This is a genomic window from Corynebacterium sp. HMSC14H10 (assembly GCF_001807105.1).
Taxonomy (GTDB): Bacteria; Actinomycetota; Actinomycetes; order Mycobacteriales; family Mycobacteriaceae; genus Corynebacterium; species Corynebacterium jeikeium_D.
The window spans coordinates 16,027-36,862 of sequence record NZ_KV787453.1; the positions used below are offsets into that span (position 1 = coordinate 16,027).

20 protein-coding genes are annotated in these 20,836 nt (G+C 55.8%); 7 read left to right on the forward strand and 13 right to left on the reverse strand.

Annotation, left to right across the window (positions count from 1 at the left end; all coding sequences use genetic code 11):
* Positions 1-147 precede the first annotated feature (147 nt).
* Positions 148-1,707 carry a DNA repair protein RadA gene (gene radA / locus HMPREF3135_RS10890; protein WP_070439695.1) on the forward strand — a complete coding sequence of 520 codons (1,560 nt, stop codon included), beginning with the start codon at positions 148-150 and terminating at the stop codon, positions 1,705-1,707.
* Here radA and HMPREF3135_RS10895 read toward each other — a convergent pair.
* Positions 1,704-2,414, reverse strand: a complete 711-nt coding sequence (locus tag HMPREF3135_RS10895; protein ID WP_038626593.1) for a hypothetical protein — start codon at positions 2,412-2,414, stop codon at positions 1,704-1,706. The two genes, radA and HMPREF3135_RS10895, sit on opposite strands and share 4 nt — an antisense overlap.
* A 4-nt stretch (positions 2,415-2,418) precedes the next feature.
* Positions 2,419-3,051, reverse strand: coding sequence for a carbonic anhydrase (locus tag HMPREF3135_RS10900; protein ID WP_038626595.1), 633 nt, complete (start codon positions 3,049-3,051; stop codon positions 2,419-2,421).
* Between the two features lie 29 nt (positions 3,052-3,080).
* Between HMPREF3135_RS10900 and HMPREF3135_RS10905 the strand changes: the two genes are divergently transcribed.
* Entirely contained in the window at positions 3,081-4,013 is a 933-nt protein-coding gene (locus HMPREF3135_RS10905) for an HhH-GPD family protein (RefSeq protein WP_070439697.1), read from the forward strand.
* A 137-nt stretch (positions 4,014-4,150) separates the two neighbouring features.
* Positions 4,151-5,338 carry a lipase family protein gene (locus tag HMPREF3135_RS10910; RefSeq protein ID WP_048731803.1) on the forward strand — a complete coding sequence of 396 codons (1,188 nt, stop codon included), beginning with the start codon at positions 4,151-4,153 and terminating at the stop codon, positions 5,336-5,338.
* Positions 5,339-5,377: 39 nt separating this feature from the next.
* Here HMPREF3135_RS10910 and HMPREF3135_RS11430 read toward each other — a convergent pair whose 3' ends face one another.
* Entirely contained in the window at positions 5,378-5,554 is a 177-nt protein-coding gene (locus tag HMPREF3135_RS11430; protein ID WP_005510144.1) for a hypothetical protein, read from the reverse strand.
* A 333-nt stretch (positions 5,555-5,887) separates the two neighbouring features.
* On the reverse strand, positions 5,888-6,721 hold the full coding sequence (locus HMPREF3135_RS10915; protein ID WP_016421456.1) for a DUF1266 domain-containing protein: 834 nt from the start codon (positions 6,719-6,721) through the stop codon (positions 5,888-5,890).
* Positions 6,722-6,851: 130 nt separating this feature from the next.
* On the opposite strand from HMPREF3135_RS10915, the gene HMPREF3135_RS10920 reads away from it, so the two are divergent.
* Positions 6,852-7,415, forward strand: a complete 564-nt coding sequence (locus HMPREF3135_RS10920; protein WP_042388222.1) for a hypothetical protein — start codon at positions 6,852-6,854, stop codon at positions 7,413-7,415.
* Positions 7,416-7,687: 272 nt separating this feature from the next.
* Positions 7,688-8,257 carry a hypothetical protein gene (locus HMPREF3135_RS10925; protein WP_246818347.1) on the forward strand — a complete coding sequence of 190 codons (570 nt, stop codon included), beginning with the start codon at positions 7,688-7,690 and terminating at the stop codon, positions 8,255-8,257.
* Between the two features lie 123 nt (positions 8,258-8,380).
* Here HMPREF3135_RS10925 and HMPREF3135_RS10930 read toward each other — a convergent pair whose 3' ends face one another.
* Complete coding sequence (locus HMPREF3135_RS10930; RefSeq protein WP_070439699.1) at positions 8,381-11,098, reverse strand: ATP-dependent Clp protease ATP-binding subunit; 2,718 nt, start codon at positions 11,096-11,098, stop codon at positions 8,381-8,383.
* A gap of 210 nt (positions 11,099-11,308) precedes the next feature.
* The gene (locus tag HMPREF3135_RS10935; protein ID WP_070439701.1) at positions 11,309-11,761 is read right to left on the reverse strand and encodes a hypothetical protein; all 453 of its coding nucleotides are present in this window, start codon (positions 11,759-11,761) and stop codon (positions 11,309-11,311) included.
* A gap of 231 nt (positions 11,762-11,992) precedes the next feature.
* Between HMPREF3135_RS10935 and HMPREF3135_RS11240 the strand changes: the two genes are divergently transcribed.
* The gene (locus HMPREF3135_RS11240) at positions 11,993-12,187 is read left to right on the forward strand and encodes a DUF4236 domain-containing protein (RefSeq protein ID WP_016421461.1); all 195 of its coding nucleotides are present in this window, start codon (positions 11,993-11,995) and stop codon (positions 12,185-12,187) included.
* Here HMPREF3135_RS11240 and HMPREF3135_RS10940 read toward each other — a convergent pair.
* The 7 genes from HMPREF3135_RS10940 to HMPREF3135_RS10970 all read right to left on the reverse strand — a co-directional run bounded on the left by HMPREF3135_RS10940 (position 12,184) and on the right by HMPREF3135_RS10970 (position 19,701).
* Positions 12,184-12,984, reverse strand: coding sequence for a hypothetical protein (locus tag HMPREF3135_RS10940; protein WP_224433510.1), 801 nt, complete (start codon positions 12,982-12,984; stop codon positions 12,184-12,186). The two genes, HMPREF3135_RS11240 and HMPREF3135_RS10940, sit on opposite strands and share 4 nt — an antisense overlap.
* Positions 12,985-13,030: 46 nt before the next feature.
* Positions 13,031-14,626, reverse strand: a complete 1,596-nt coding sequence (locus HMPREF3135_RS10945; RefSeq protein WP_016421463.1) for a serine/threonine-protein kinase — start codon at positions 14,624-14,626, stop codon at positions 13,031-13,033.
* The gene (locus tag HMPREF3135_RS10950) at positions 14,623-15,216 is read right to left on the reverse strand and encodes a hypothetical protein (protein ID WP_016421464.1); all 594 of its coding nucleotides are present in this window, start codon (positions 15,214-15,216) and stop codon (positions 14,623-14,625) included. Before HMPREF3135_RS10950 ends, HMPREF3135_RS10945 begins: the two co-directional genes overlap by 4 nt.
* Positions 15,216-16,835 (reverse strand): Hsp70 family protein, encoded by a 1,620-nt coding sequence (locus tag HMPREF3135_RS10955; protein WP_016421465.1) that lies wholly within the window; start codon positions 16,833-16,835, stop codon positions 15,216-15,218. The genes HMPREF3135_RS10950 and HMPREF3135_RS10955 overlap by 1 nt, the downstream gene beginning before the upstream one ends.
* 115 nt (positions 16,836-16,950) lie before the next feature.
* Entirely contained in the window at positions 16,951-17,850 is a 900-nt protein-coding gene (locus HMPREF3135_RS10960; protein WP_016421466.1) for a hypothetical protein, read from the reverse strand.
* A complete protein-coding gene (locus tag HMPREF3135_RS10965; protein ID WP_016421467.1) occupies positions 17,837-19,138 on the reverse strand; it encodes a hypothetical protein in 1,302 nt (433 codons plus the stop codon). Before HMPREF3135_RS10965 ends, HMPREF3135_RS10960 begins: the two co-directional genes overlap by 14 nt.
* Complete coding sequence (locus HMPREF3135_RS10970; protein ID WP_224433512.1) at positions 19,135-19,701, reverse strand: hypothetical protein; 567 nt, start codon at positions 19,699-19,701, stop codon at positions 19,135-19,137. Before HMPREF3135_RS10970 ends, HMPREF3135_RS10965 begins: the two co-directional genes overlap by 4 nt.
* 384 nt (positions 19,702-20,085) lie before the next feature.
* Here HMPREF3135_RS10970 and HMPREF3135_RS10975 point away from each other — a divergent pair, with 384 nt between their 5' ends.
* Positions 20,086-20,835, forward strand: coding sequence for a hypothetical protein (locus HMPREF3135_RS10975; protein ID WP_224784054.1), 750 nt, complete (start codon positions 20,086-20,088; stop codon positions 20,833-20,835).
* Position 20,836 lies beyond the last annotated feature (1 nt).

The following is a 20,836-nucleotide window of genomic DNA, read 5'->3' on the forward strand; positions in this document are numbered from 1 at the left end:
ACAGTCATCCTTGACACAAGTCATTGACACTGCCCTGGCCCGCTCTCGCGTATCTGGGGTAAATTTTCTCGCGACATTTCCCGCACATCCCGCACCAAACGTTGTCGGGTCTGTCGCCCCCTCGTTTGAAGCAAAGGCGGTTGCACCGTGGCCAAGACCAAAGACGAAGCCTACGAATGCTCGGCATGCGGTTGGCAGGTGTCGAAATGGGTTGGTCAATGTCCCAACTGCAAAGAGTGGGGCACACTGGAGAAGGTCACTATCCGCTCCAGCAGAGGGAAGTCCGGCTCCACCCTTGAGGACAAAATCGCCACCCGGGCAGCCAAGCAACGTCGCCGGAGTGCTGCCACAACGGAGCCCGGCACGCGAGGTGACCGTCGTAAAGCATCTTCCACTTCCGTCGCGGCTGAGAGCCAGCGTTTAGCACAGCGCGCGCTTGACGACGATGCGGAGGAACGTTTCCTCGCCGAGACATCCGCAACAGATCGAATCCCCACTTCTTCTTCTGAGCTGACGGCCATTACCGGGTTTTCCGCCAAAGCTGCGCACGCGGTGCGCACGGGCATCGGTGAGCTGGATCGGGTGCTCGGTTCGGGTATTGTGCCGGGTTCGTTGGTGCTCTTGGCCGGCGAGCCGGGGGTTGGTAAGTCGACGTTGCTGCTTGAAGTGGCCTATCGCTGCGCGGACGGCGATTTGGGGCCGACACTTTACGTCACAGGTGAGGAGTCGGTCGGTCAGGTGCGACTGCGTGCCGAGCGCACTGGCGCGCTGTCGGACTCGCTGTACCTGTCGGCGGTGTCGAATATCGAGGACGTCATCGATCTGACGCTAGAGCTCTCCCCCGGTCTGCTCATTGTGGACTCCGTGCAGACGATGCGTGCCGACGTCGAAGGTGCTCGCGGTGGCGTTGCTCAGGCCCGCGCCGTAACCTCTGCCCTGGCGGCGTTGGCAAAGGAGACCGGGACTGCGATTTTCTTGGTAGGGCACGTGACCAAGGACGGCAATGTGGCCGGCCCGCGCACGATGGAACACCTCGTTGATGTGGTACTCAACTTCGAAGGCGATAGACACTCGGGGCTACGCTTCTTGCGGGGTCTGAAAAACCGCTTCGGCAGCACCGATGAGGTGGGCTGCTTCGAGCAGACCGCGGGCGGTATTGCGGAAGTTGAGGATCCCTCGGGGCTGTTTTTGCATCACCGAACACCGACCTCGGGAACTGCAATTACCGTGGCCATGGATGGCCGCAGACCGCTGCTGGCGGAGGTGCAGGGCCTGGTAATCAACACCGAGGCACATAATCCACGACGCAATGTCTCTGGTCTCGACCCGAGGCGCGTGCCGATGGTCGCGGCCGTGCTGACTGAACACGGTAACTTCAAGCAGTTGGCCCGCATGGAGATGTACGTGTCCACCGTCGGCGGAATGACGCTGTCGGAGCCTGCCGCGGACCTGGCGATTGCGCTGGCACTGGCCTCATCCATGACTAAGCGGACCTTCCAGGACAAAACCATTGCACTCGGCGAACTGGGGTTGGCCGGCGAAGTGCGGCGAGTGACCGATTTGGAGTGGCGCCTTAAGGAAGCTCATCGAATGGGCTTCGACACGGCAATTGTGCCCAGAGGCGCAAAAGGCCCGGCAGGGATGCAGCTGCTGGAAGCAGCCACCGTTGCCGAGGCCATTGAGCTTGGGTTAGGAGCTAAGCGCTAGCGCATGTTGAACGTGTAGGCGTCAGAGTTGTTGTCACCAATCACGCCGTAGAAGATGTACGACCCGGAGGGAACTGGGACCCGGTCTTCTTCGGAGCACTTGTTCGGCGCCGAGGTCAGACGCGACCAGGTGGCGGCATAGTTGACTTCCTCGCCCGGTGCCAATACCAGTTCACCGTGGCCTTCGGAGTCATTGCAATCCACATCCGACCAGACTCGCTCATACGTTGCCAGGTCGTACACCTCGAAGCGCAACTGCTGCTCATCAAGGTTCACGCGGCATTCACCGCCGGTGGGATTGTGGACGGTAATCGCCAGAGTCGGCTGCTCATCGCCGTAGTTCGGCTGATCCGAGGTGGCCGTCACCTGCAGATCTGCAAGGGTACAGTCCTTTTTGCTCGCAAGCGCCGCCTGAGCGTCATCCTTCGCGGAGTCTTCGCCTTCCTTGTCGCCCTTCTTGGCGTCCTTGTCAGACTTGTCGTTCTCCGAGTCCTTGTCAGACTTAGGCGCGTAAGGTTCCTTGGGCTGTTCCGGAGGAGTCACCTCTTTCCCGTCATCCCTGGTGACATTCACCGGTTCAGAATCCTCGCTGTCCCGGTTTACCAGTGCGGAAATACCCCAGCCCAGGAGAACGAGGATGATAACGAGCAACACCGCCGCGGCGATACGCCGACGCCGGTAGATTTCTGGAGGCAGCTTATTGGTCACACATTTAGGTTAGCGGGTTCTCGCTGACTCCATGGGTAACGACGGTCTCAGCGCGTCCGTCCTCCAAGCGGTACCGCATACCGACAACGCCTACCTCGCCGGTCTCCAGTCGCGACGAAATCTCCGGAGAGCGATCAATAATGTGATTAACAATCTCGCGCACGTGGCGACGCTCAAATTCGTCGATTTCAGTCTCGCCATCCTTGCGAGCCGCCAGCAGCGACGGGGTGACCTTTTCAATCAGCACACGCTGGAAACCACCCGGCAGTTCGCCACCATCCAGTGCATTCTTCGCCGCAGCCACAGCGCCGCAGGACTCGTGACCGAGAACAATCACCAGCGGAACTCCAAGACCATCAACTGCGAATTCCAGCGAAGCCAGCACCGACAGGTCAGTAATCTCACCGGCAGTACGGATTACAAATACATCGCCCAAGCCCTGATCGAAAATAATCTCCACCGGAGCGCGGGAATCCGAGCAAGCCAGCACAACGGCCTTCGGCTTCTGCCCCTGCGTCAGCTGCTTACGACGAACCAAGTCCTGGCGAGGATGCGCAGTCTTGCTCTCGCAGAAGCGGAGGTTTCCGCGCACCATCGATTGCCATACACTCTCAGGAGTCCTCTCAGAATTGCTCATAGCTATATTGTGCAACGACTCTGCTGTTTATGGGAAAGCGAGAATGTAGATTGACCTCTGCAATTAACCAATCCGACGACTTCGACGAACACGTCGATGCCGCCTTACGTGATTGGTATCGCACCAACATGCGGCCACTTCCCTGGCGCGAAGAAGGCACTTCACCATGGGCTGTGCTCGTCAGCGAAGTGATGAGTCAACAGACTCCCGTCGCCCGCGTCATCCCCTCCTGGCGCGCCTGGCTGGAAAAATGGCCCACCCCAGCCGATTTGGCAGTCGCGCCCAAGGATGAAGTCCTACGTATGTGGGGAAAACTCGGCTACCCCCGACGTGCACTCCGGCTGCGTGAATGCGCAGAAAAGATCGTCGAAAAGCACGACGGCGAAGTGCCGAGTGACGTGGACACGCTGTTAGCCCTTCCGGGGGTAGGAGACTACACCGCTCGGGCGGTAGCGGCGTTTGCTTTTGGCTCGCGCACGCCGGTGGTGGACATCAACGTGCGCCGCGTACTCCGGCGACACCGCCAGGGCACGTACCTTCCCGGCATCGCCAAACGCGCCGACATGGCGCTCGTCGAAGAGTTGCTACCACTCGACCCCACGACTGCGGCCGAGACTTCCGTCGCGCTCATGGAACTCGGCGCTACCGTCTGCCGAACGACACCCGAGTGCGAGGCCTGCCCCATCGCCACCAGTTGCGTCTGGATTGCCGCCGGTCGCCCCGAACCCGAAGACCACGAAATCGCCGCTGCTAAACGGCGTGTGCAGAAGTTCGAAGGCACCGACCGCCAAGTCCGGGGATTGCTTCTCGACGTGCTCCGCGCTGCCGACTCCCCCGTCGAACAGGCCGCTCTCGATGCGGTCTGGGATGATGCACACCAGCGTTCCCGCGCACTGTTTTCCCTGCTTGACGACGGACTAGCGGAGCAAACTCCCGATGGCCGCTTCCAGTTGCCCCGTTAAAGCCGAGGCAATGCTCCGGTAAAGACCAGATTCGGACAAGTGCGTTGCCTAGAATTAGGAACATGAACACCTCGCTCCATCGATCTCAGCGCCAACGCTGTCTCTTTGGGGCTAGTAAGCGCAGAATTGCACTGAGCATGGTGCTCGGAATTTCTCTGATTGGCACTAGCGCGGGTGGGATCAGCGGTTGCTCGGCGGTGGATGGACTAGGTTCCATCGACTTCGGCTCCTCAGATTCTGACTCTTCTGCGGTGAAGCGATTGCCTCCGGGGCAGGTAATTACGCAGACACCATTTCCGGTCAATGCGCCCGCACGCGCACAGCGGGTCGTGTTTTCCTCCACAGGTGCACGCGACCACCGCCAAACAGCAGTATCTGGTACCGTATTGCAGCCCTATGCCCGCTGGTCGGAGAAGTCCCCACGGCCTCTGGCGGTGATTGCGCCGGGGACTCTCGGGATGGCCGATAACTGTGCCAGTTCGGTTGCGCTGCGCTACGAAGCACCTCCGACGCCTCCGGCACCTCAGTTGCTGGCACAGGGATGGAATGTTGCCATCGTGGATTACCAGGGGCTCGGCACGCCCGGGGTACATCCGTATCTCAACCGTGAGGTTGCCGGGAATAACACGCTCGATATGGCGCGAGCGGCTATTGAAACTTTACAACTACCTGCAGATACTCCCATTGCGCTGTTCGGCTACTCACAGGGCGGAGGTGCCACCGCTGCAGCCGCCGAGCTAGCCGATGAGTACGCCTCGGAGTTGAACATCCGCGCTGTTTACGCCGGGGCTATTCCGGCCGATCTCACCGACACTGCGCTGCATATTCGCGGCTCGGCGTTGGCGGGGCTCGTCGGTTACTTCATGAACGGCTTGATTGCAGAGTACCCAGAGACAAAAGAACCAATCGAGCGCATGCTCAGCCCACTGGGGCAGGACTTCCTGAAGCTCACCGCCGATGAATGCATTGGCGCCACTGTCGAACGTTGGCCTCGCAATGACACCAAGGCATTTACTGCCAATGACTTGGGGATAGCGGAGAATCTGCGCTCGCCCGAGCTCTCCCCCGTCGTTCGACGCCACGTGGACGAGCAGGCTCTGGGCACAAAGACTCCCAGTATGCCCGTGTTCGTTACCCATAATGCATTGGATGATGTGTTACCCGTGACGTCGGCACGCGAGCTTGTGCAGAAGTGGCAAAAGGCCGGCGCCGACATCACCTACGTGGAGGTCGAGACTGACCTCGGTGATGGGACGCACGGCCTTGCCTACGTGCTCACTCACGAAGAGATGCTTGCCTGGGTGAATCAGAAAATGGGGTACTAGCGGCGACAACCGCCACTTTCCTCCATCTAGCAAGTACAGCTACTTTTTCTTCCAGCGACCACGGAAGGTTAGGCCCTTGCCCAGTCGGACGGTGTACCCGCCACGGCTGTTAATTGTCACTGGACCGATACGCTTAGAACCAGAGACTCCCGAACCCGAGTAGTTCAGCCACGTGTCCTTGTCCAGGTTCTGCTTCTTGCGAAATTGAATCCCCATTTAGTTCTCTCCCTCGGAGTTATCAGATTCGGCCTCTGCCTCGGCAGTGGCCTGATCGGCAGTACTTTTGATGTCGCCAGATACAAACGCTCAGGATACCGTCAGCGCTGCCGAGAACGCCCGTCATCTTCCTCAGAATCGGCCAAGGCACCGCTCATCGGCATCAACGTTACCGACCTTGCCTCATATTGGTGAAGGTAACTTCGCCTTGCAGATGTCGTTGAACTCGCCGTCCCTGCGCCATAGATGCCTCAATCCGTTATTTGTGACCGCCCCTAGTGAGCTCATGAAACCGGCCACCGCCACAGCGCGCCGAACAATGACGACAGCTAGTTAGTGCAAACCGCCCAGGGATGCGAATGGCTCCTCGGCCTGGATGTCGTGCAAGGGCACGCGCACCCAAGGCGAATCACTGTGTGCGAGCAGCTCGGTGAGCCGTTGCGATTGATCCTTCATCGCAGCGGTGACGTCGGGCTCACCATCACTCGCCCAGATCATTCGACCCCACCAGAAACTTGCGGCTACGTCAGCCCACGACACGAAGTAGCGCTGCAGCGCCGCCACGGCCTTGTCTGAAATCTGAAGGAACTCTTCTGGAGAGATCCACCCCAGCTCCGTTGCCGCGCCACCAACGCTGTGAACACGGATTATGTCCCATGCGCGAGTAGTGGCGGGCAGTGCCGGGGCCGCTGCTTTGGCAAAGCCCTCCGAGCGCAACATCCGTACAAGGTAACGGAACTTATGTTCTGCACCACGCGGATCCACGCCTTGGACAACAAAGAAGTCTTTCAGAAACTCGATTCGCTCCTCCATCTCTGCCTCGAGCTCGTTCTCAGAGATGTCCTTCACTGCATATGCGAGCGGTAAAAGCAGGTCATTTTCCACGTGCTGGCCACCTTCGAGCAGAGCATCAATAACCTGATACGCTTCCTGTGCACCAGTGACCCCCCAGTTTTGCTCGAGAGATGTTTTGTAGTACTTGGCCGCCCTTGCGTTGATGGCCTCAACCCCTAGCGGGGTCGCAAACGCCTTATTGCTCTTGTACACCATTCCCCAAGAGTGGCGGCGCACCTCATCTTTGCTCGGCGCCGGTTCCGGCCATGGGAACTTTGTAAGGCGGTAGATCCAAGTATCATCAAACTTTGCTGGCGTGAACGTTGAGCTCATACCCACAGAACGTACCGAGGTTTCGGGGTTGAGTCAGCGTTACTTCACACACCACCCCACACCTGGGGTGAGTTATGCCATAGCACTGAACGGCAGGCGCGGTTTTTATTGTGTTGCTAGTCTCGTGTGCATGACAGGACCCCAAATTGCATTGACCGACCGGCCAGATCTCGGTGCCGCACTTGAACGTACCGGTAATTCCGGGATTGTGCGCACTGCCGCCGTCGCTGTTGTAGAAGGTCTTGGTGTCGACGAGATTGTGCTCGAGGCCGCCGCCACGAAAGCAAGTGGGGTGGATGGTGCCGCGTTTGTCACCAACCGCAGGATCCTCGTGACCGCCGATAAGAAGGATCCATCCCATTTTGAGTTCCTTGAACTTGACAACCTGGGCAACGTCACAGTTCTGCCTTACAAGGGCGGCTGGGCCGTCGTGGCCCAGCTCTACAACACATATAAAGTGTGGAGCGGTTTCACAGAAAAGGCTGCGAAACGTGTGCAATTTGCCGCCCAGTGGGCTCTGACCGCAGGCCGAGAGGCACGAACTGAGGCCTCGCGTGCAGTGTCGTCAACTGAGCTGTTTGAGCGATGGAAAGAAAACAAGCACCGTCTCAATCGCAATAGCTTGGAAGAGTTTGCAGAGTCGATGCGCTCCCTGTACTCCGACATTGATTCACGGTGGTGGACTGAAAAATGATTCGACTTGCATACCCGGGTTCGCCCGACCGCTTAAATGGGCCAGAAGACACATCACACATCGAGCAAAACCTGGCTATTGCGCAAAATGGCTATCGCCATTACATCAAGCATGGCTCGTTACTAGAAACTGGAGCGTCTCCAGCAAATACGACGGCCGCCTCAAGGTCGAACGCCAGCGCGGGCACGACAGGTGCCCAGACCAGCGGCGCATCGAAAGGTCTCAGTGTAAAGAAGCAGCTATTACTCCTTCCCTTAGTGATAGCGGGCATCGTGGTGCTAGCGATTGCCTACGTTGCAGCTAAAGACGCGCTCTTTAGTGACAAGTCAGACGAGTCCGCTGCTCCCGCACAGTCCGCCGCTGAAGCACCTGCCGATCCCGGCGCTTCCAACGGTGGCGCCACCGGTGCCACTGGTGGGGATACCGCTGGCGGCCTCACCCCTGCCGACCACGCACCCGAACCGATTGCTAGTTTCGTGCGGGCCTGCACAGACTATGAAGTGGTGTTTAGCTACTATGGTGCGGATAGCGCCCCTGCCCCACAGGCAATGGGTACCAACTGTTCCGTGGATACTACGAAGGCACCCGACGTTGGTTACGTAGTCTTCACCGATGACCCTGCCGCCACCGCCGCCGTTCGTGACGGCAAGCCCGTCTTGGATGCCGTTGAGATTCCGGCAGAATCAACGCGCGGTTCCACATTCAAGGCGCAGAGAGTGGAGTCCCTCATCACAGTTGCGGAAATCCTCCCAGAGGACCAGGGAATCGTTGAGTACATGATCAAAAATGATGACCCCGAAGTGGCAAAGAAAGCATTGGTCGACCTCGGCGTGGCCAAGTAAAACTACAACTATCCGCGCTTTTAGGAAAGACCGCATATAGACACACTGCCGCCCCAGTTCCTCCCATAATGGAGTCGGAACTGGGGCGGCAGTGTTCGTTGGTACTGCTAGCGGCTAAACCTCTTAGAGCGACTGGCCAGCACCCGCACCAGCCGGTGGCGGGTTGTGGCCGTCGTCATCGGAGTCGACCTCTGCCTCGGCAGCGGCTTGGTCAGCAGCACCTTCGATGTCGTCGGCTTCAACGCTCAGGGTGCCGTCAGCATTTCCGAGAACGCCCTTGTCTTCCTCGGAGTCAGCCAGAGCACCGCCGTCGGCATCAACGTTACCGGCCTTGCCCTTGTTGGTGAAGGTGAACTTCGCCTTGTCGACGTCCTTGGACTCGCCATCCCAGCCTTCGACATCGATGAAGACGGTCTCGCCGAGACCAACCTCACCGTAGAGAATCTTCTCGGAGAGCTGATCCTCAATCTCGCGCTGGATCGTGCGACGCAGCGGACGGGCACCGAGCACTGGATCAAAGCCACGCTTGGCCAGCAGGTTCTTGGCGCGGTCGGAAATCTCCATGGTGATGCGCTTCTCGTCGAGCTGGTCGCTGACGCGGGCCAGCATGAGGTCGACCATCTGGACAATCTCAGCCTGGCTCAGCTGCTTGAAGACCACAATCTCGTCGATACGGTTCAGGAACTCCGGACGGAAGTGCTTCTTCAGCTCGTCGTGGACCTTGTCCTTCATCCGCTCGTACTTGCCATCTTCATCGGCCTCGCCGACACCCGAGAAGCCCATACCAACAGCCTTGGAAATGTCGCTGGTACCCAGGTTCGAGGTGAAGATCAGAACCGTGTTCTTGAAGTCCACCACTCGACCCTGCGAGTCAGTCAGACGACCGTCTTCCAGGACCTGCAGCAAGGTGTTGTAAATCTCCTTGTGGGCCTTCTCAATCTCGTCGAAAAGCACGACGGAGAACGGCTTGCGGCGCACCTTCTCGGTGAGCTGGCCGCCCTCTTCGTAGCCGACGTATCCGGGAGGAGCACCGAAGAGACGAGAAGCAGTGAAGCGGTCGTGGAACTCACCCATATCAATCTGAATGAGTGCGTCTTCCTCACCAAAGAGGAACTCGGCCAGAGCCTTCGACAGCTCGGTCTTACCAACACCGGACGGACCAGCGAAGATGAACGAACCGGACGGACGCTTCGGGTCCTTCAGGCCAGCACGGGTACGACGAATAGCGCGGGAGACAGCACTGACAGCCTCTTCCTGACCGATGATGCGCTTGTGCAGCTCATCCTCCATGCGCAGCAGACGCGAGGACTCTTCCTCGGTGAGCTTGAACACCGGAATGCCAGTCCAGGAAGCCAGGACCTCCGCAATCTGTTCCTCGCCAATCTCAGCGATGGTGTCGGACTCGCCCGCACGCCACTTCTTCTCGCGCTCGCGGCGCTCTTCGCCCAGCTTGCGCTCCTTGTCGCGCAGACCAGCTGCCTTCTCGAAGTCCTGCTCGTCGATGGCGGCTTCCTTCTGGCGGCGCACATCGGCAATCTTGGAGTCGATCTCCTGCAGGTCAGCCGGGGCAGTCATGCGCTTGATGCGCATACGAGCACCGGCCTCGTCAATAAGGTCAACAGCCTTATCCGGCAGGAAGCGGTCGTTGATGTAACGATCCGAGAGGGTAGCTGCCGCAACCAGCGCCTTGTCCGAGATGGATACGCGGTGGTGAGCCTCGTACTTATCGCGAACACCACGCAGAATCTCGATAGTGAGATCCACGCTCGGCTCCGGCACGTTCACCGGCTGGAAACGACGCTCGAGAGCGGCGTCCTTCTCGATGTGCTTACGGTACTCATCCAAAGTGGTAGCACCGATGGTCTGCAGCTCACCGCGAGCCAGCTTCGGCTTCAGAATCGAGGCCGCGTCAATTGCGCCCTCTGCAGCACCGGCACCGACCAGCGTGTGAATCTCGTCAATAAACAGAATGATGTCACCGCGCTGGTTAATCTCCTTGAGCACCTTCTTCAGACGCTCCTCGAAGTCACCGCGGTAACGGGAACCCGCAACCAGGGAACCCAGGTCGAGGGAGTAAAGCTGCTTATCCTTCAGTGTCTCCGGCACACGGCCGTTGACGATGTCCAGCGCGAGGCCTTCCACAACGGCGGTCTTACCAACGCCCGGCTCACCAATCAGCACAGGATTGTTCTTGGTACGGCGAGAAAGAACCTGCATAATGCGCTCGATTTCCTTCTCACGGCCAATGACCGGATCCAGCTTGCCCTCACGTGCAGCCACGGTCAGGTTACGACCGAACTGATCGAGCACCAGCGAACCGGACTGGTGGTTACCCTCCTGCACACGAGCGCCGGAAGTAGCACCGACTGGACGCTGCTCCGGAGAACCATCGGACTCATCGCCCTGGAAACCGCTGAGCAGCTGAATAACCTGCTGACGTACGCGCGGCAGGTCAGCGCCGAGCTTAACCAGTACCTGAGCGGCAACACCTTCGCCCTCACGAATCAGTCCAAGCAGCAGGTGCTCAGTACCGATGTACTTGTGCCCCAGCTGCAGAGCCTCGCGCAGAGAGTACTCCAGCACCTTCTTTGCACGCGGAGTAAACGGCACGTGACCGCTCGGCGGCTGGGAGCCACGACCAATAATGTCGACTACCTCAGAGCGCACAGCATCCAGGGAAATGCCCATGGACTCGAGCGCCTTGGCAGCCACACCGTCGCCTTCACTAATCAGGCCGAGCAGGATGTGCTCCGTGCCGATGTAATTGTGATTGAGCTCGCGTGCCTCATCCTGTGCCAGGACGACAACGCGACGTGCTCGGTCCGTAAACCTCTCGAACATCACTGCCCTTTCAAGTGTCTATTTTTGCCGTAATTCAATAAAGGTTGTTTCACCTAGCTTAAACGCGACGCGTCGCAGATTAATCCCTATAGCCGTACGCCAATAGCGAACAGTCTGGTCAAGAGAGGTATCACTGCTCATACGGCAGCAAAAGCTCCCGGCGGCAATGCCACCGGGAGCTAATGGGAAACGACGTTATCCCCCACACAACTAGTCAGTTTCGATTGCGGTCCAAAAATCAGGTTGAACTTCACCACGGCACTGTTGCTTCGGAGAACTGAAGTACAAAGTGCCGTTCTTGCCCTGAACTACGATGCCGTTAAAGAGGTACTTCTTACCTTCCTTCAGCTTGAAAACATCCAAATTGGCATCAAAGTCAGCAAAGGTTCGCTCAACCACTTCACGTTCTTCGAGATCTACCTCGAACATGTTGTAGTCAGGCTTAGCCTTGTCACTCCACGATTCGGTGGTCTGACAGCTCCAAAACCCATACTTCGCGGAGCCATCACAGAAAACTCGACCATCATCGTTGCCGTACGAAACGAGGTCCGCATGAATCCTCGGATACTTCGTAGCTGCATCGGCGACGGACGGATTGACAACAGCAAGCGCAGTGGCGGCAGTGATTGCGGCGGCTACAGCGGAAATCTTCTTGGTGAACATGATCTCAGATTAAAAACTCTCGGACACAAAAGAAACGGGAGTTCTCCCCGGGGAGTTCTCCCCTAGCTAAACCATGCTGGACTGCCCAAATCTGGACAGTGGTGCCATCAAACGCACCACGATTTATCCGCTTATGTCACCGGCACAATGCAGTCAGAGAGCGATGCTGTCCAAAGCAGCACGGTCAGAGCGCATGGCAGTCTGTGACGCACCGAGAATGGATTTATATCAATGGCTTTCAAACTATTCAGCTTCCGAAAGACCTTCCGCCCCACCCGCAACTCCCGGGTTACGCTATCGCGTTCTGGCCTCGGATATTCCTATCGCATGGGGCCCGTTCGGTGGACGAAGAATGCCCGTGGCGGCCGAACCACCACTGTGAACACGCCAATTAAAGGATTGACTTATCGCAAGTACCGTCGTTAAGCGAGCAGTTTCAAGTCGTCTGCAGTGACCAATCGTGCTTCGATTGCAGCGACAACTACCAGCTGCAGACGGCTCTTTTGATTAACCCGTTGCCACTCCTTGCTTGAGACCAGCCCCTTGCTCAAAGCGGATTCAAAAAGTGCGGTGCGGTAATGCTCGACTGCCTTTGCGGTCTTGCCTCCCAGCTTTCGGCCGGCCTCGGCATCGGTGCATGAAACCATAATGGTGTCGATTCGGCCGCGCAGATAATCCTCCGCATATGCAGCGATCAGAGCACGCTGGCGCTCCGGCAGCTCCCCAACCGAGATGGTTTCAGTCCCGTCAGTTGGCAGCACGACCTTCGCATCGGCGTGCTCAATATCCTGTTTAATCTGAATTTCGTACTGGTCATCCTTGACGGAAAAGCGGATGAAATACTCCGGGTAGCTCAAATCAAAACGCTGTTGCGGAGCCAGCCGGAATGACCGCGACACCTCCGGAATGTGCACCATTGCAGTCACGTGCTCGCAGTTATTGAGCAGAAACCACATTCCGGATTCCGCATACACATACATTGCTATGCGGTGCATGTAGCGGTTATCTTCGCCCACTTTGAGGTCGGCGTCACGCCCGATGGTCAATCCCTCACTCGGATTGGCAACAATCGCATCCCCACACAAATTATCAACCACAAGTGTTGGGAGCGATGTCACGTTGACCAGGCCTTTCTCTCGCACCACCAGCCACCAACCGCGAATCAGGAACCCTACCCAACGCTCCTGGGGGAATCGCCCAACGACGGCTGAAGTGACTGGCATTCATGATAGTTATCCGAAATATAACAAATATTCTCGGCGTTATCGCTTAATTCGTCGTGGTTTGCATTGCCCACGCCGCCACCGTGTCATAGGCAGCAGGACAAGGATCGCCTTCACTCAAAACGACAAATACCGGACGAAGCACTTCGGGACTGGATGGCGCAGAACTTTCCGCCGGCTGAACCAAGCAGTAATTAATCGGCCGTGTTGCCTCGGAACCTTCGCTGTTCACAGCTTGAAATGAGCCTGACGTTTGTAGGACATCCAGCCGGCGACCATCGGGCTCCATTCGCAGTTTCACCACTTCAGAGCCAGCTGGTTCAGCCACTGACCGGTTCTTGCTCACGGCATCCAGAATTTCACCCCGCCATTTGTCATTTTCAGCCTCTGCAATCGGCTTCTTCTCATCAATACCGTGGCGAAATGGCAGCAAGAATTCATCTGCCGAAGCAAACTGCGTCGCGTGATATGCAGCACCGTTGAATGTTCCCATCCGCTGAATCCCCTGCCAGCTCTTCTCACCGATGGGGACGTCGCTTAACGACGTAAGGGTCCATCGGTCACCCACCGGAATCCGAGGCCCCTTCGCCAAATCGGGAGCGCGAAGTCGCATCGGTTCCGCAGAACCTCCGATAGCTACTGGCTGTGCCAAGTGCTTGGCACTAAAGAGACCGCCATCTCCAATGCCGCTACGTTCGGCAACAACAATGCCACCACCAATAAGGCCTAGACATGCCACTACGGAGAACGCTGCAAGGGCTTTCTTCCGGTTCTTCGGATTGCGAACCTCGACGGCACCACCATTTAGCGCAGCAATGAGATCGCTAATAAACGCATTGCAGGATTCGTAGCGTTCATCGGCGTCAACCGCCAACGCCTTGGCGAAGACCGAATCAACTACCGCACCGAGGTTGGTAACCGGTCGCTTACCGCAGTGCAATTGCCGCGCACTGGCCGCGTCAGTAGCTGGAAATGCCTTATATCCCTGCAACAGCTCGAATATCGTGCACGCAAACGCATACTCGTCACTAGCTGCACTAATGCAACCCTTAGTGAAGATCTCTGGCGCCATGTAGGGCAATGAGCCGGCAACACGATTGGTCACGCCAACACTGTCGATTTCAGTGGCGGTTGATACACCGAAATCCACAAGCGTCGCGCTTAACACAAGCCCCGACGAATCTCGCTCTACGACGATATTTGATGGTTTTACATCACCATGAATCACCGCTGGTTCGTGCTTTGCTAGCCGATCTAGCGCGGTAGCAATCTCCACACCAATCGACATGACCTCGCTCTTATCGAAAGTGCGCGGCGGATATTCGGCCAGTTCAGCGCCCAACGAATTACCGCTAATAAGAGTCATGGTGAACCAAAGCAGGTTCCCGGCTCGCCCGCCATCGAACACGGTCACAACGTTGGGAACGTGAACAGTGGCTGCGATAGAAACCTCGTTCTGGAACAGTGCCTCCATTCGCTTAGAAGCACTGGCCTCTTCCGGCAGTGGGACGATTTTCAGTGCTTCGTTTCGGCCCAGCTTGGGATTTCGTACTCGAAAAACAGTCCCCATATTGCCGGCACCGATGAGAGCTTCAACCTCGTAGCCCTCAAAAATATCGCCTACCTGGGGAAGATTAGTCATCGGTTCCGTTGCCCAGACCCATCGAGATTACCCACCATAATCTGAATCCCAGACTCAGAGCGGCAATCATAATTAGGCGAAACTTCTTGGCATTCCATCGTCAGTGGCTGACCGTCATACTCAATCTCGATTGTCGTCTGCTTTGGCAGTGTTCCTTGCTCTTGCCGCTGTTTACTGAGCGCCCGCACTACCTCGTAATATGCTTCACAGTCCATATCGGAGCCCTGGTTTGACCAGGCACTCTGCAGCATCGGGCACGTCGGATCAACGGTCGACGCTAAGACCTCTGGGTCTACGAACCGATCGTCGGCAGGCGGTGCGATTGTAGTCGAGGTTGGTTCCTGATCATCGCCCACATAGTAGGACGGCGAGACTTCCACTTCGGTGCTTTCAGTGGTTTCAAACAACCCGTCGGCGTTATCCTGCTGGTTAGAGCGGAAATTTAGGATCCAGACCACCATTGCCAGGATGACGACAACCAGAATGGCGAGCACGAACAGCAGAATCTTCCGATTTCGACCATCAGTATCGGAATTTGCACCGCTGTCAATGTCATCGACGCCCGGGATTAGAGTGCGATCGTCGGTCATCAGTTATCTCCTTGGCTGACAGAAACCTTCATCATCGTCGTGCGAGCAGCCGAAATCTCTTCCTCATTCATCACACCAATGCGCACGTGGGATTCGATTGAGCGACCCGATGGAACGTGAGTGCCTTCCACGGTAATCATGCCGTCTGCTGCTACAAAGAACTTAACCTGAATTGGCTGACCCTTGGGCAACGGCGGGATACCTGTCAGCATAGATTCCGATCCACTAATGATGTCATTGAGAGCGACATCTTCGGATGGAACGTCACTGGCCTGCTGATACAGCGTCAAATCTACTTCCTCTTGGCCATCAGCTACGGTCGAATACTCCCGGACCACCGGCTCAGACAGGGGAATCATGTCATTCTGGTTGACCAGATAGTCGATGTACGGGTTGTTCAGATGATCGACAACTCGAATGCCAATCGACTTTGGCAATACATTTGCCACCTTCTTCTCCGACAGCGCGGCTAGCTGCCCGGCGTCAATCCCTGTCTCAGCCGCGATCTGCGCAATTGACTGCTGTTGGACAGCAGGGCTGGACTCAGCATTAACCACTCCCCCGAGCTTGCTGATCATCGCAGCAAGGGCAGCACCCTTAGCAACGGCTAGATCAGGCTCAACCAACAGTGGCTTCTTACCCGTCAGACGCTCCACCAGTTTGGTTACGGCGGTCATTCGCGAAGATCCACCCACCAGGATGACCTCATCAATTGTCAGTCCCGGCTCCTTTTCCTTTGCCGTCTCCAATACACGGGTCAAAGGAATCTCCGTCTGCTCGAGCAATGGCGCCGTGACACGCTCCAAGTCTTCGCGGGTAACGGCAATCTTGGCGCGGGAACCAGAGTCACTGGCAAGTCGCACAGTGGCGCTTTCCGCATTACTCAGCGCCTCTTTACAGTTCACCGTCTGCTCATGCAACTTAGCGACGAAGGTCTCATCGTTTTCCGCCTCCTCGTCACCAGTCTGCTCAATGAATTTATCCAGGATAAATTCACCAAGCGCCTTATCCCAGTCAGCACCGCCCAGTCGAGCATCACCGTCGGTGGCAATAACCCGGAAGGTGTTGTCAATCCCCTGCACAATCGTGGCATCGAATGTACCGCCTCCGAGGTCATACACCAGCAAGGTCTTGTCCTTTAGAGGCTGCTTGGAGTCGTAGTAGAGGGCCGCAGCAACCGGTTCTGCTACCAGCTCCAACACATTGAAATTAGCAATCTGCCCTGCGTTGCGAGTTGCCTCGCGCTCCTTCGCACCAAAATATGCCGGCACAGTAATAACTGCCGAAATCTCGTCGTCAGCTGCTTCGTCTGGAACCAACGAGCGCAAAATCAATGAAGAAATCTCCTCCGGGGTATACGCCTTCCCGCTGAAATTCCATTTCTTATCGGTGCCGATGCTCCGCTTCACCAGCTCGATGACGTCATTGGGGCTGAAGAGCTTCTCTTCACGTGCCAGCTTTCCGACAACGGTATTGGCCTTCGATTCAAACCACACCACACTTGGTGTCGACAGATCTCCGTCGAGGTTTTCTTGAATGACAGGAACACCCAGTGAGTCCACGTAGGAAATTGCGCTATTGGATGTGCCCAGATCGATGCCGTAAATACGTTCAGCCATGATTTTTCTCCTTATTCTGAAATCTGTTGGATTCTTGACTTCTTTTGCCGTGTCAGCGCTCTAGTTGTGTGCTGGCCGGACTCGAGCTGTGCTCTGTTCAGACTCGAGTTTTGGCCTAGTTGCCGCTGTGCCGGTACACCGTGACCGGCGCCTTGGCCACCACAATTGGACTGGTAGAACTGGTGAAGGTGTAGTAGTGCGAGATTCGTCGTGATGGCGCCAGCGTGCGGTGCAGCGCGGGGTTATCCGAATCCGCGAATTTGGTACGACGGTGAATTGAAGAATCAAAGGCATCGCCCACCTTCGCCTCTGTAATTGCCACTCCCATGGACTGAAGCGCATCTGCGATCGAGTCCTGCAGGAAATCCAGGGTCGAATACAGGTCACTGCCATCAGTTTCGGTAGTTTCTTCGAGCCGCGAAAGGTCAGCGCAAATCCCGTCATGGATGGCCGCCAACTTTTCCGCCAGCGGCATCAACTGGGCGTACCAACGACGATCAGTCAGCGCTTCCAACTCTTCACTTTGAGAGCGCAATACTGCGTTCATTGTGTCCAGCCGTGTTTGAATCAAATCCAACTGCTTTACGACGTTCCCGGCCGCAACACCTGCGGTACTTTCAGCATCCGTTTCTGGGAGCTCTTCCACTGTCGCGGGAGGAAAATCCTGCTGGGCTGGAACTCCTTCCGCGGTGTCTTCATCATGGCCAAACTCGGCACCACCAAATTCAACACCGTCAAATTCGACGTTCTCAACCTTGGACCATGCAGCTTCGTCGGTGTCTAGTTTTGGATCTCCGGAATACTCGACCGGCTCCTGACCTGTGGTATCACCATTGTCGACCGTGCCCCGGGGGCCGAAGGACTCATCAAAATTCGGCAGCGGGGCGAAATTATGCGCTCCACCGAAGTCAACCTCCGGATACTTAGGATCTCGTTCCTGATACTCATCAGCACGACCGTCTGAATGTTTAACCGACCTTTTATTTTCATCCTTTTTGTTATTAAAGAACCCCATTTTTATATTCCTTCCCCTTAGCGAATAGATAGGCAATCGACACAAATGTAATGATAAATATAGAAAATAGAACCCATCCTAATTCATAGAAATTATCATTTATAACCCCCATGGCAATGAAATATACGATTCCAAAAACAGCAATCCATCGTTTTGCCACTCGCTTCTTTACCAACGCCCACAAGATACCGACAAAAATAGCCAGAACCGGTACAGCAATAAATCCATTACCCTCCTGCATGAACTGCACTATTAAACCGAGCACAACAAATGGAGAAAGAAATCGTAATAACTCCTTGGCAATCGCATCCCCTTCACCGGCATGGGGCGTCTTAAAATCCGATTTTCCCCTTCCGGTATCAGCCTTCAGGACATCGTCAGGATTGACGTTTTGAAGAACGCGATTCTCAATTGTTGAATCGGAACTAGAACAGTAGGCTCCCTCAGCAATTTGCAATTCTTTACGAAGTCTCATTGGGTCCAGCGACGTTCCGTCGTTAAGCAGACCGAAAGTATGTCGAGTCACTAAATCCGCTGGATCATCGACTGCTTGCAACCTTCGAATAAAACCGGTGCGGGTTTCAGCCTCTGGCGAACCGGTACGAAAGTTCGCACCGATGGATTTAGTTGCACTCTTCAGCATGTCGCTATCGATTGGCTTGCCGTCAATAAAGCCTTCGGACTGTTCACGAAAACCGCTCGCAATGACGTCTGCAATCGACCGAATGTCGGTATTTGCACTACTGGCCTCATCAAAGGCCGCCCAGACTCGTTTCTCCGCGTTGTTCGTCGGATCAGTCTCAATTTCCTGGCTATCTTCAACGTCGACGTATTCACGGAGCTCCATGCGGTTAGACGTTGGAACCAATATCCGATCGAAGAACTCTTCAAGCCCGTGCTCGGTAATCGCTTTTCCGCTGCCCTTTGCATACGGCTTCAAGAACCCCTCTTTAACTGCCTTCATCTGCACATCAGTGAAGAAGTACTGAGGACGCTGTACTCGTTTGAGAACAAGTCGAAAAGAAACACCGAACTTCTTTCGCACTGCGTCGACAAAATCTTCGGTGTGCAGCTCATCGATAATGTCCAGTGCGCGCTGGGACTGCTTACCGAAGAACAACAGGTCTCGAATTAAACGGACACGCGCTTCCCAAAAATCCGAGGAAGAGGCATCTCCGCCCATGGGAATGTCAGCAATCAGCTGAGCTAACTTGGCGCCCGTTGGCACTGCGCCTGGTGAAAATAAGTTTTCAGCTAGGTTGTCTCGAACTGCGGGATTCAGACTCACATCTGCTCCTGAATCTCACTGATGCGAACACGCTGTTCTGGAGATAGGCCTGTCATAAACCGCCTGGCGGGATCTACTGCGATAAGCCATCCGGGGTCTACATGCTCCGGCAACAGTCGAATCATTGCCCGAGCAGGGCGTCCCGAATCAAGCGCGGAGACAGTTGTCAGAGTCTCTCCGTTGACGTTGGTGTCCTCTCGTTCTTCAAGCTCATAGGCAGTGCCGTACGTGGAAAGCGCCTGCTTCATCTCTTCAAACGCCGCGGCAGTGTTGTAGTCGAATGCGGCGCGAGCGTAGATGTATTCCACTAGGACTACGAGAGCGAAAAGGATTAATGCTTCGAGCGAAATAAGGACGCTTTTAGACATAAGCGATGCTGCGGTGACTGCCAGCACCGTGATAATGAGGCCGGGAATCCAACTAGTCTGATTTCGCAAGAACCACATCGCAAACCCCATGGCGAATGGAATCAACATCGCCGTATCTGGATATGGTCCACTATTGATGGATTCCAAAATTCCGCCAATTATGAATCCGGCGATAATGAGTACGACTCGAAACATCCAGGGTGCCCACCAAACAAAAAATGGCGGAATGATACGACCTTCTTGATCTACACCAACACGGTTTGGAATAATTCCTTGATCCTCCAAATCACCGCGCCAACCTTTAGTACGATCTGGAACACCCTTCACAATATCTGTGGTTTTTGAGAAGTAGCTTTTGGCCACATCTTTCAGCTGTTGGAGGTTCATTAAACGGTTCTTTCCCTCAATCCTTTGTCCAACGATTAATTCGCTGAACCCGACAGGATTTAGTTAAACCTGCACGGGTAGTGAAAGTCACCGGGAGAACTCCCGTACCGCTTCTGAGGCCTCCGCTATAGCGTCGTCAAGCAGATGAAGAAAACGCTTATTCGGCGCTTAACTCGGAGGTTTTTAACGCCCATGTCATCCCAGTTTCATTCAAAGCACGTTTTGGCTGCGGCAGCCGCCGCGACTGCCCTGACCCTGATTGGCTGCTCAGGTATGCCCACTAACAACGCTGCCCCGGAGTCCCCCGCAGTGGTGACAGTTACAGAAACGTCCCCTGCTTCTGATGCACAATCCGAACCCCCTAACTCGACTGAGAGCTCGACCGAGTCGGAAGAGCCAGAGCAGGAATATGCCAACAGTTCGCAGGATAAGAATTCTCCAAACAGCGAACTTTCGGATTCGGGCGATGACTCCGGTGCAATAACGCTGAACAGCTCGATGGAGCTGACCAAAATTGGTGGCATGGAACCTGGCAGCGCCAAGCGCCAAAACGTCAAGATTGACGCAACTGCTCACCAGAAAGAATTGGGTGGCTTCGACACTGCTCGGATCACGTTTCCCTTCGAGGGGTCCAATAGCCTGTTGACCTATCCCCTGGTTGATGGCGAAGCAAACGTCAGGTTGATGTGGAATTTCAGCCAGACCGGAGGAACTGAAACTTGTGAAAACAAGGTGGATGTCTACGATGCCGAAGGCAAACCGACTGCAAGTGCCAGCGCAGGTGTTACTGGACAACATACTCCTTGCCAAATCGTTCGCCGGTTTGGGGAAAAGGCCTACGCAACGTTTACAGAACCCGGTGAATACATCGTTGCTGTGACAGCTCAGCAACCGGGATTCGAACCAATCACAATCGCACAGAAAGTAAAGGTAGTCGGGTAAA

Coding starts and splice junctions, on each gene's coding strand:
- HMPREF3135_RS10900 (WP_038626595.1), bottom strand. CDS start 3,051: ATGAGCAATTCTGAGAGGACTCCTGAGAGTGTATGGCAATCGATGGTG.
- HMPREF3135_RS10905 (WP_070439697.1), top strand. CDS start 3,081: ATGGGAAAGCGAGAATGTAGATTGACCTCTGCAATTAACCAATCCGAC.
- HMPREF3135_RS10910 (WP_048731803.1), top strand. CDS start 4,151: ATGGTGCTCGGAATTTCTCTGATTGGCACTAGCGCGGGTGGGATCAGC.
- HMPREF3135_RS11430 (WP_005510144.1), bottom strand. CDS start 5,554: ATGGGGATTCAATTTCGCAAGAAGCAGAACCTGGACAAGGACACGTGG.
- HMPREF3135_RS10915 (WP_016421456.1), bottom strand. CDS start 6,721: ATGAGCTCAACGTTCACGCCAGCAAAGTTTGATGATACTTGGATCTAC.
- HMPREF3135_RS10920 (WP_042388222.1), top strand. CDS start 6,852: ATGACAGGACCCCAAATTGCATTGACCGACCGGCCAGATCTCGGTGCC.
- HMPREF3135_RS10930 (WP_070439699.1), bottom strand. CDS start 11,098: ATGTTCGAGAGGTTTACGGACCGAGCACGTCGCGTTGTCGTCCTGGCA.
- HMPREF3135_RS10935 (WP_070439701.1), bottom strand. CDS start 11,761: ATGTTCACCAAGAAGATTTCCGCTGTAGCCGCCGCAATCACTGCCGCC.
- HMPREF3135_RS11240 (WP_016421461.1), top strand. CDS start 11,993: ATGGCTTTCAAACTATTCAGCTTCCGAAAGACCTTCCGCCCCACCCGC.
- HMPREF3135_RS10940 (WP_224433510.1), bottom strand. CDS start 12,984: ATGCCAGTCACTTCAGCCGTCGTTGGGCGATTCCCCCAGGAGCGTTGG.
- HMPREF3135_RS10945 (WP_016421463.1), bottom strand. CDS start 14,626: ATGACTAATCTTCCCCAGGTAGGCGATATTTTTGAGGGCTACGAGGTT.
- HMPREF3135_RS10950 (WP_016421464.1), bottom strand. CDS start 15,216: ATGACCGACGATCGCACTCTAATCCCGGGCGTCGATGACATTGACAGC.
- HMPREF3135_RS10955 (WP_016421465.1), bottom strand. CDS start 16,835: ATGGCTGAACGTATTTACGGCATCGATCTGGGCACATCCAATAGCGCA.
- HMPREF3135_RS10960 (WP_016421466.1), bottom strand. CDS start 17,850: ATGGGGTTCTTTAATAACAAAAAGGATGAAAATAAAAGGTCGGTTAAA.
- HMPREF3135_RS10970 (WP_224433512.1), bottom strand. CDS start 19,701: ATGTTTCGAGTCGTACTCATTATCGCCGGATTCATAATTGGCGGAATT.
- HMPREF3135_RS10975 (WP_224784054.1), top strand. CDS start 20,086: ATGTCATCCCAGTTTCATTCAAAGCACGTTTTGGCTGCGGCAGCCGCC.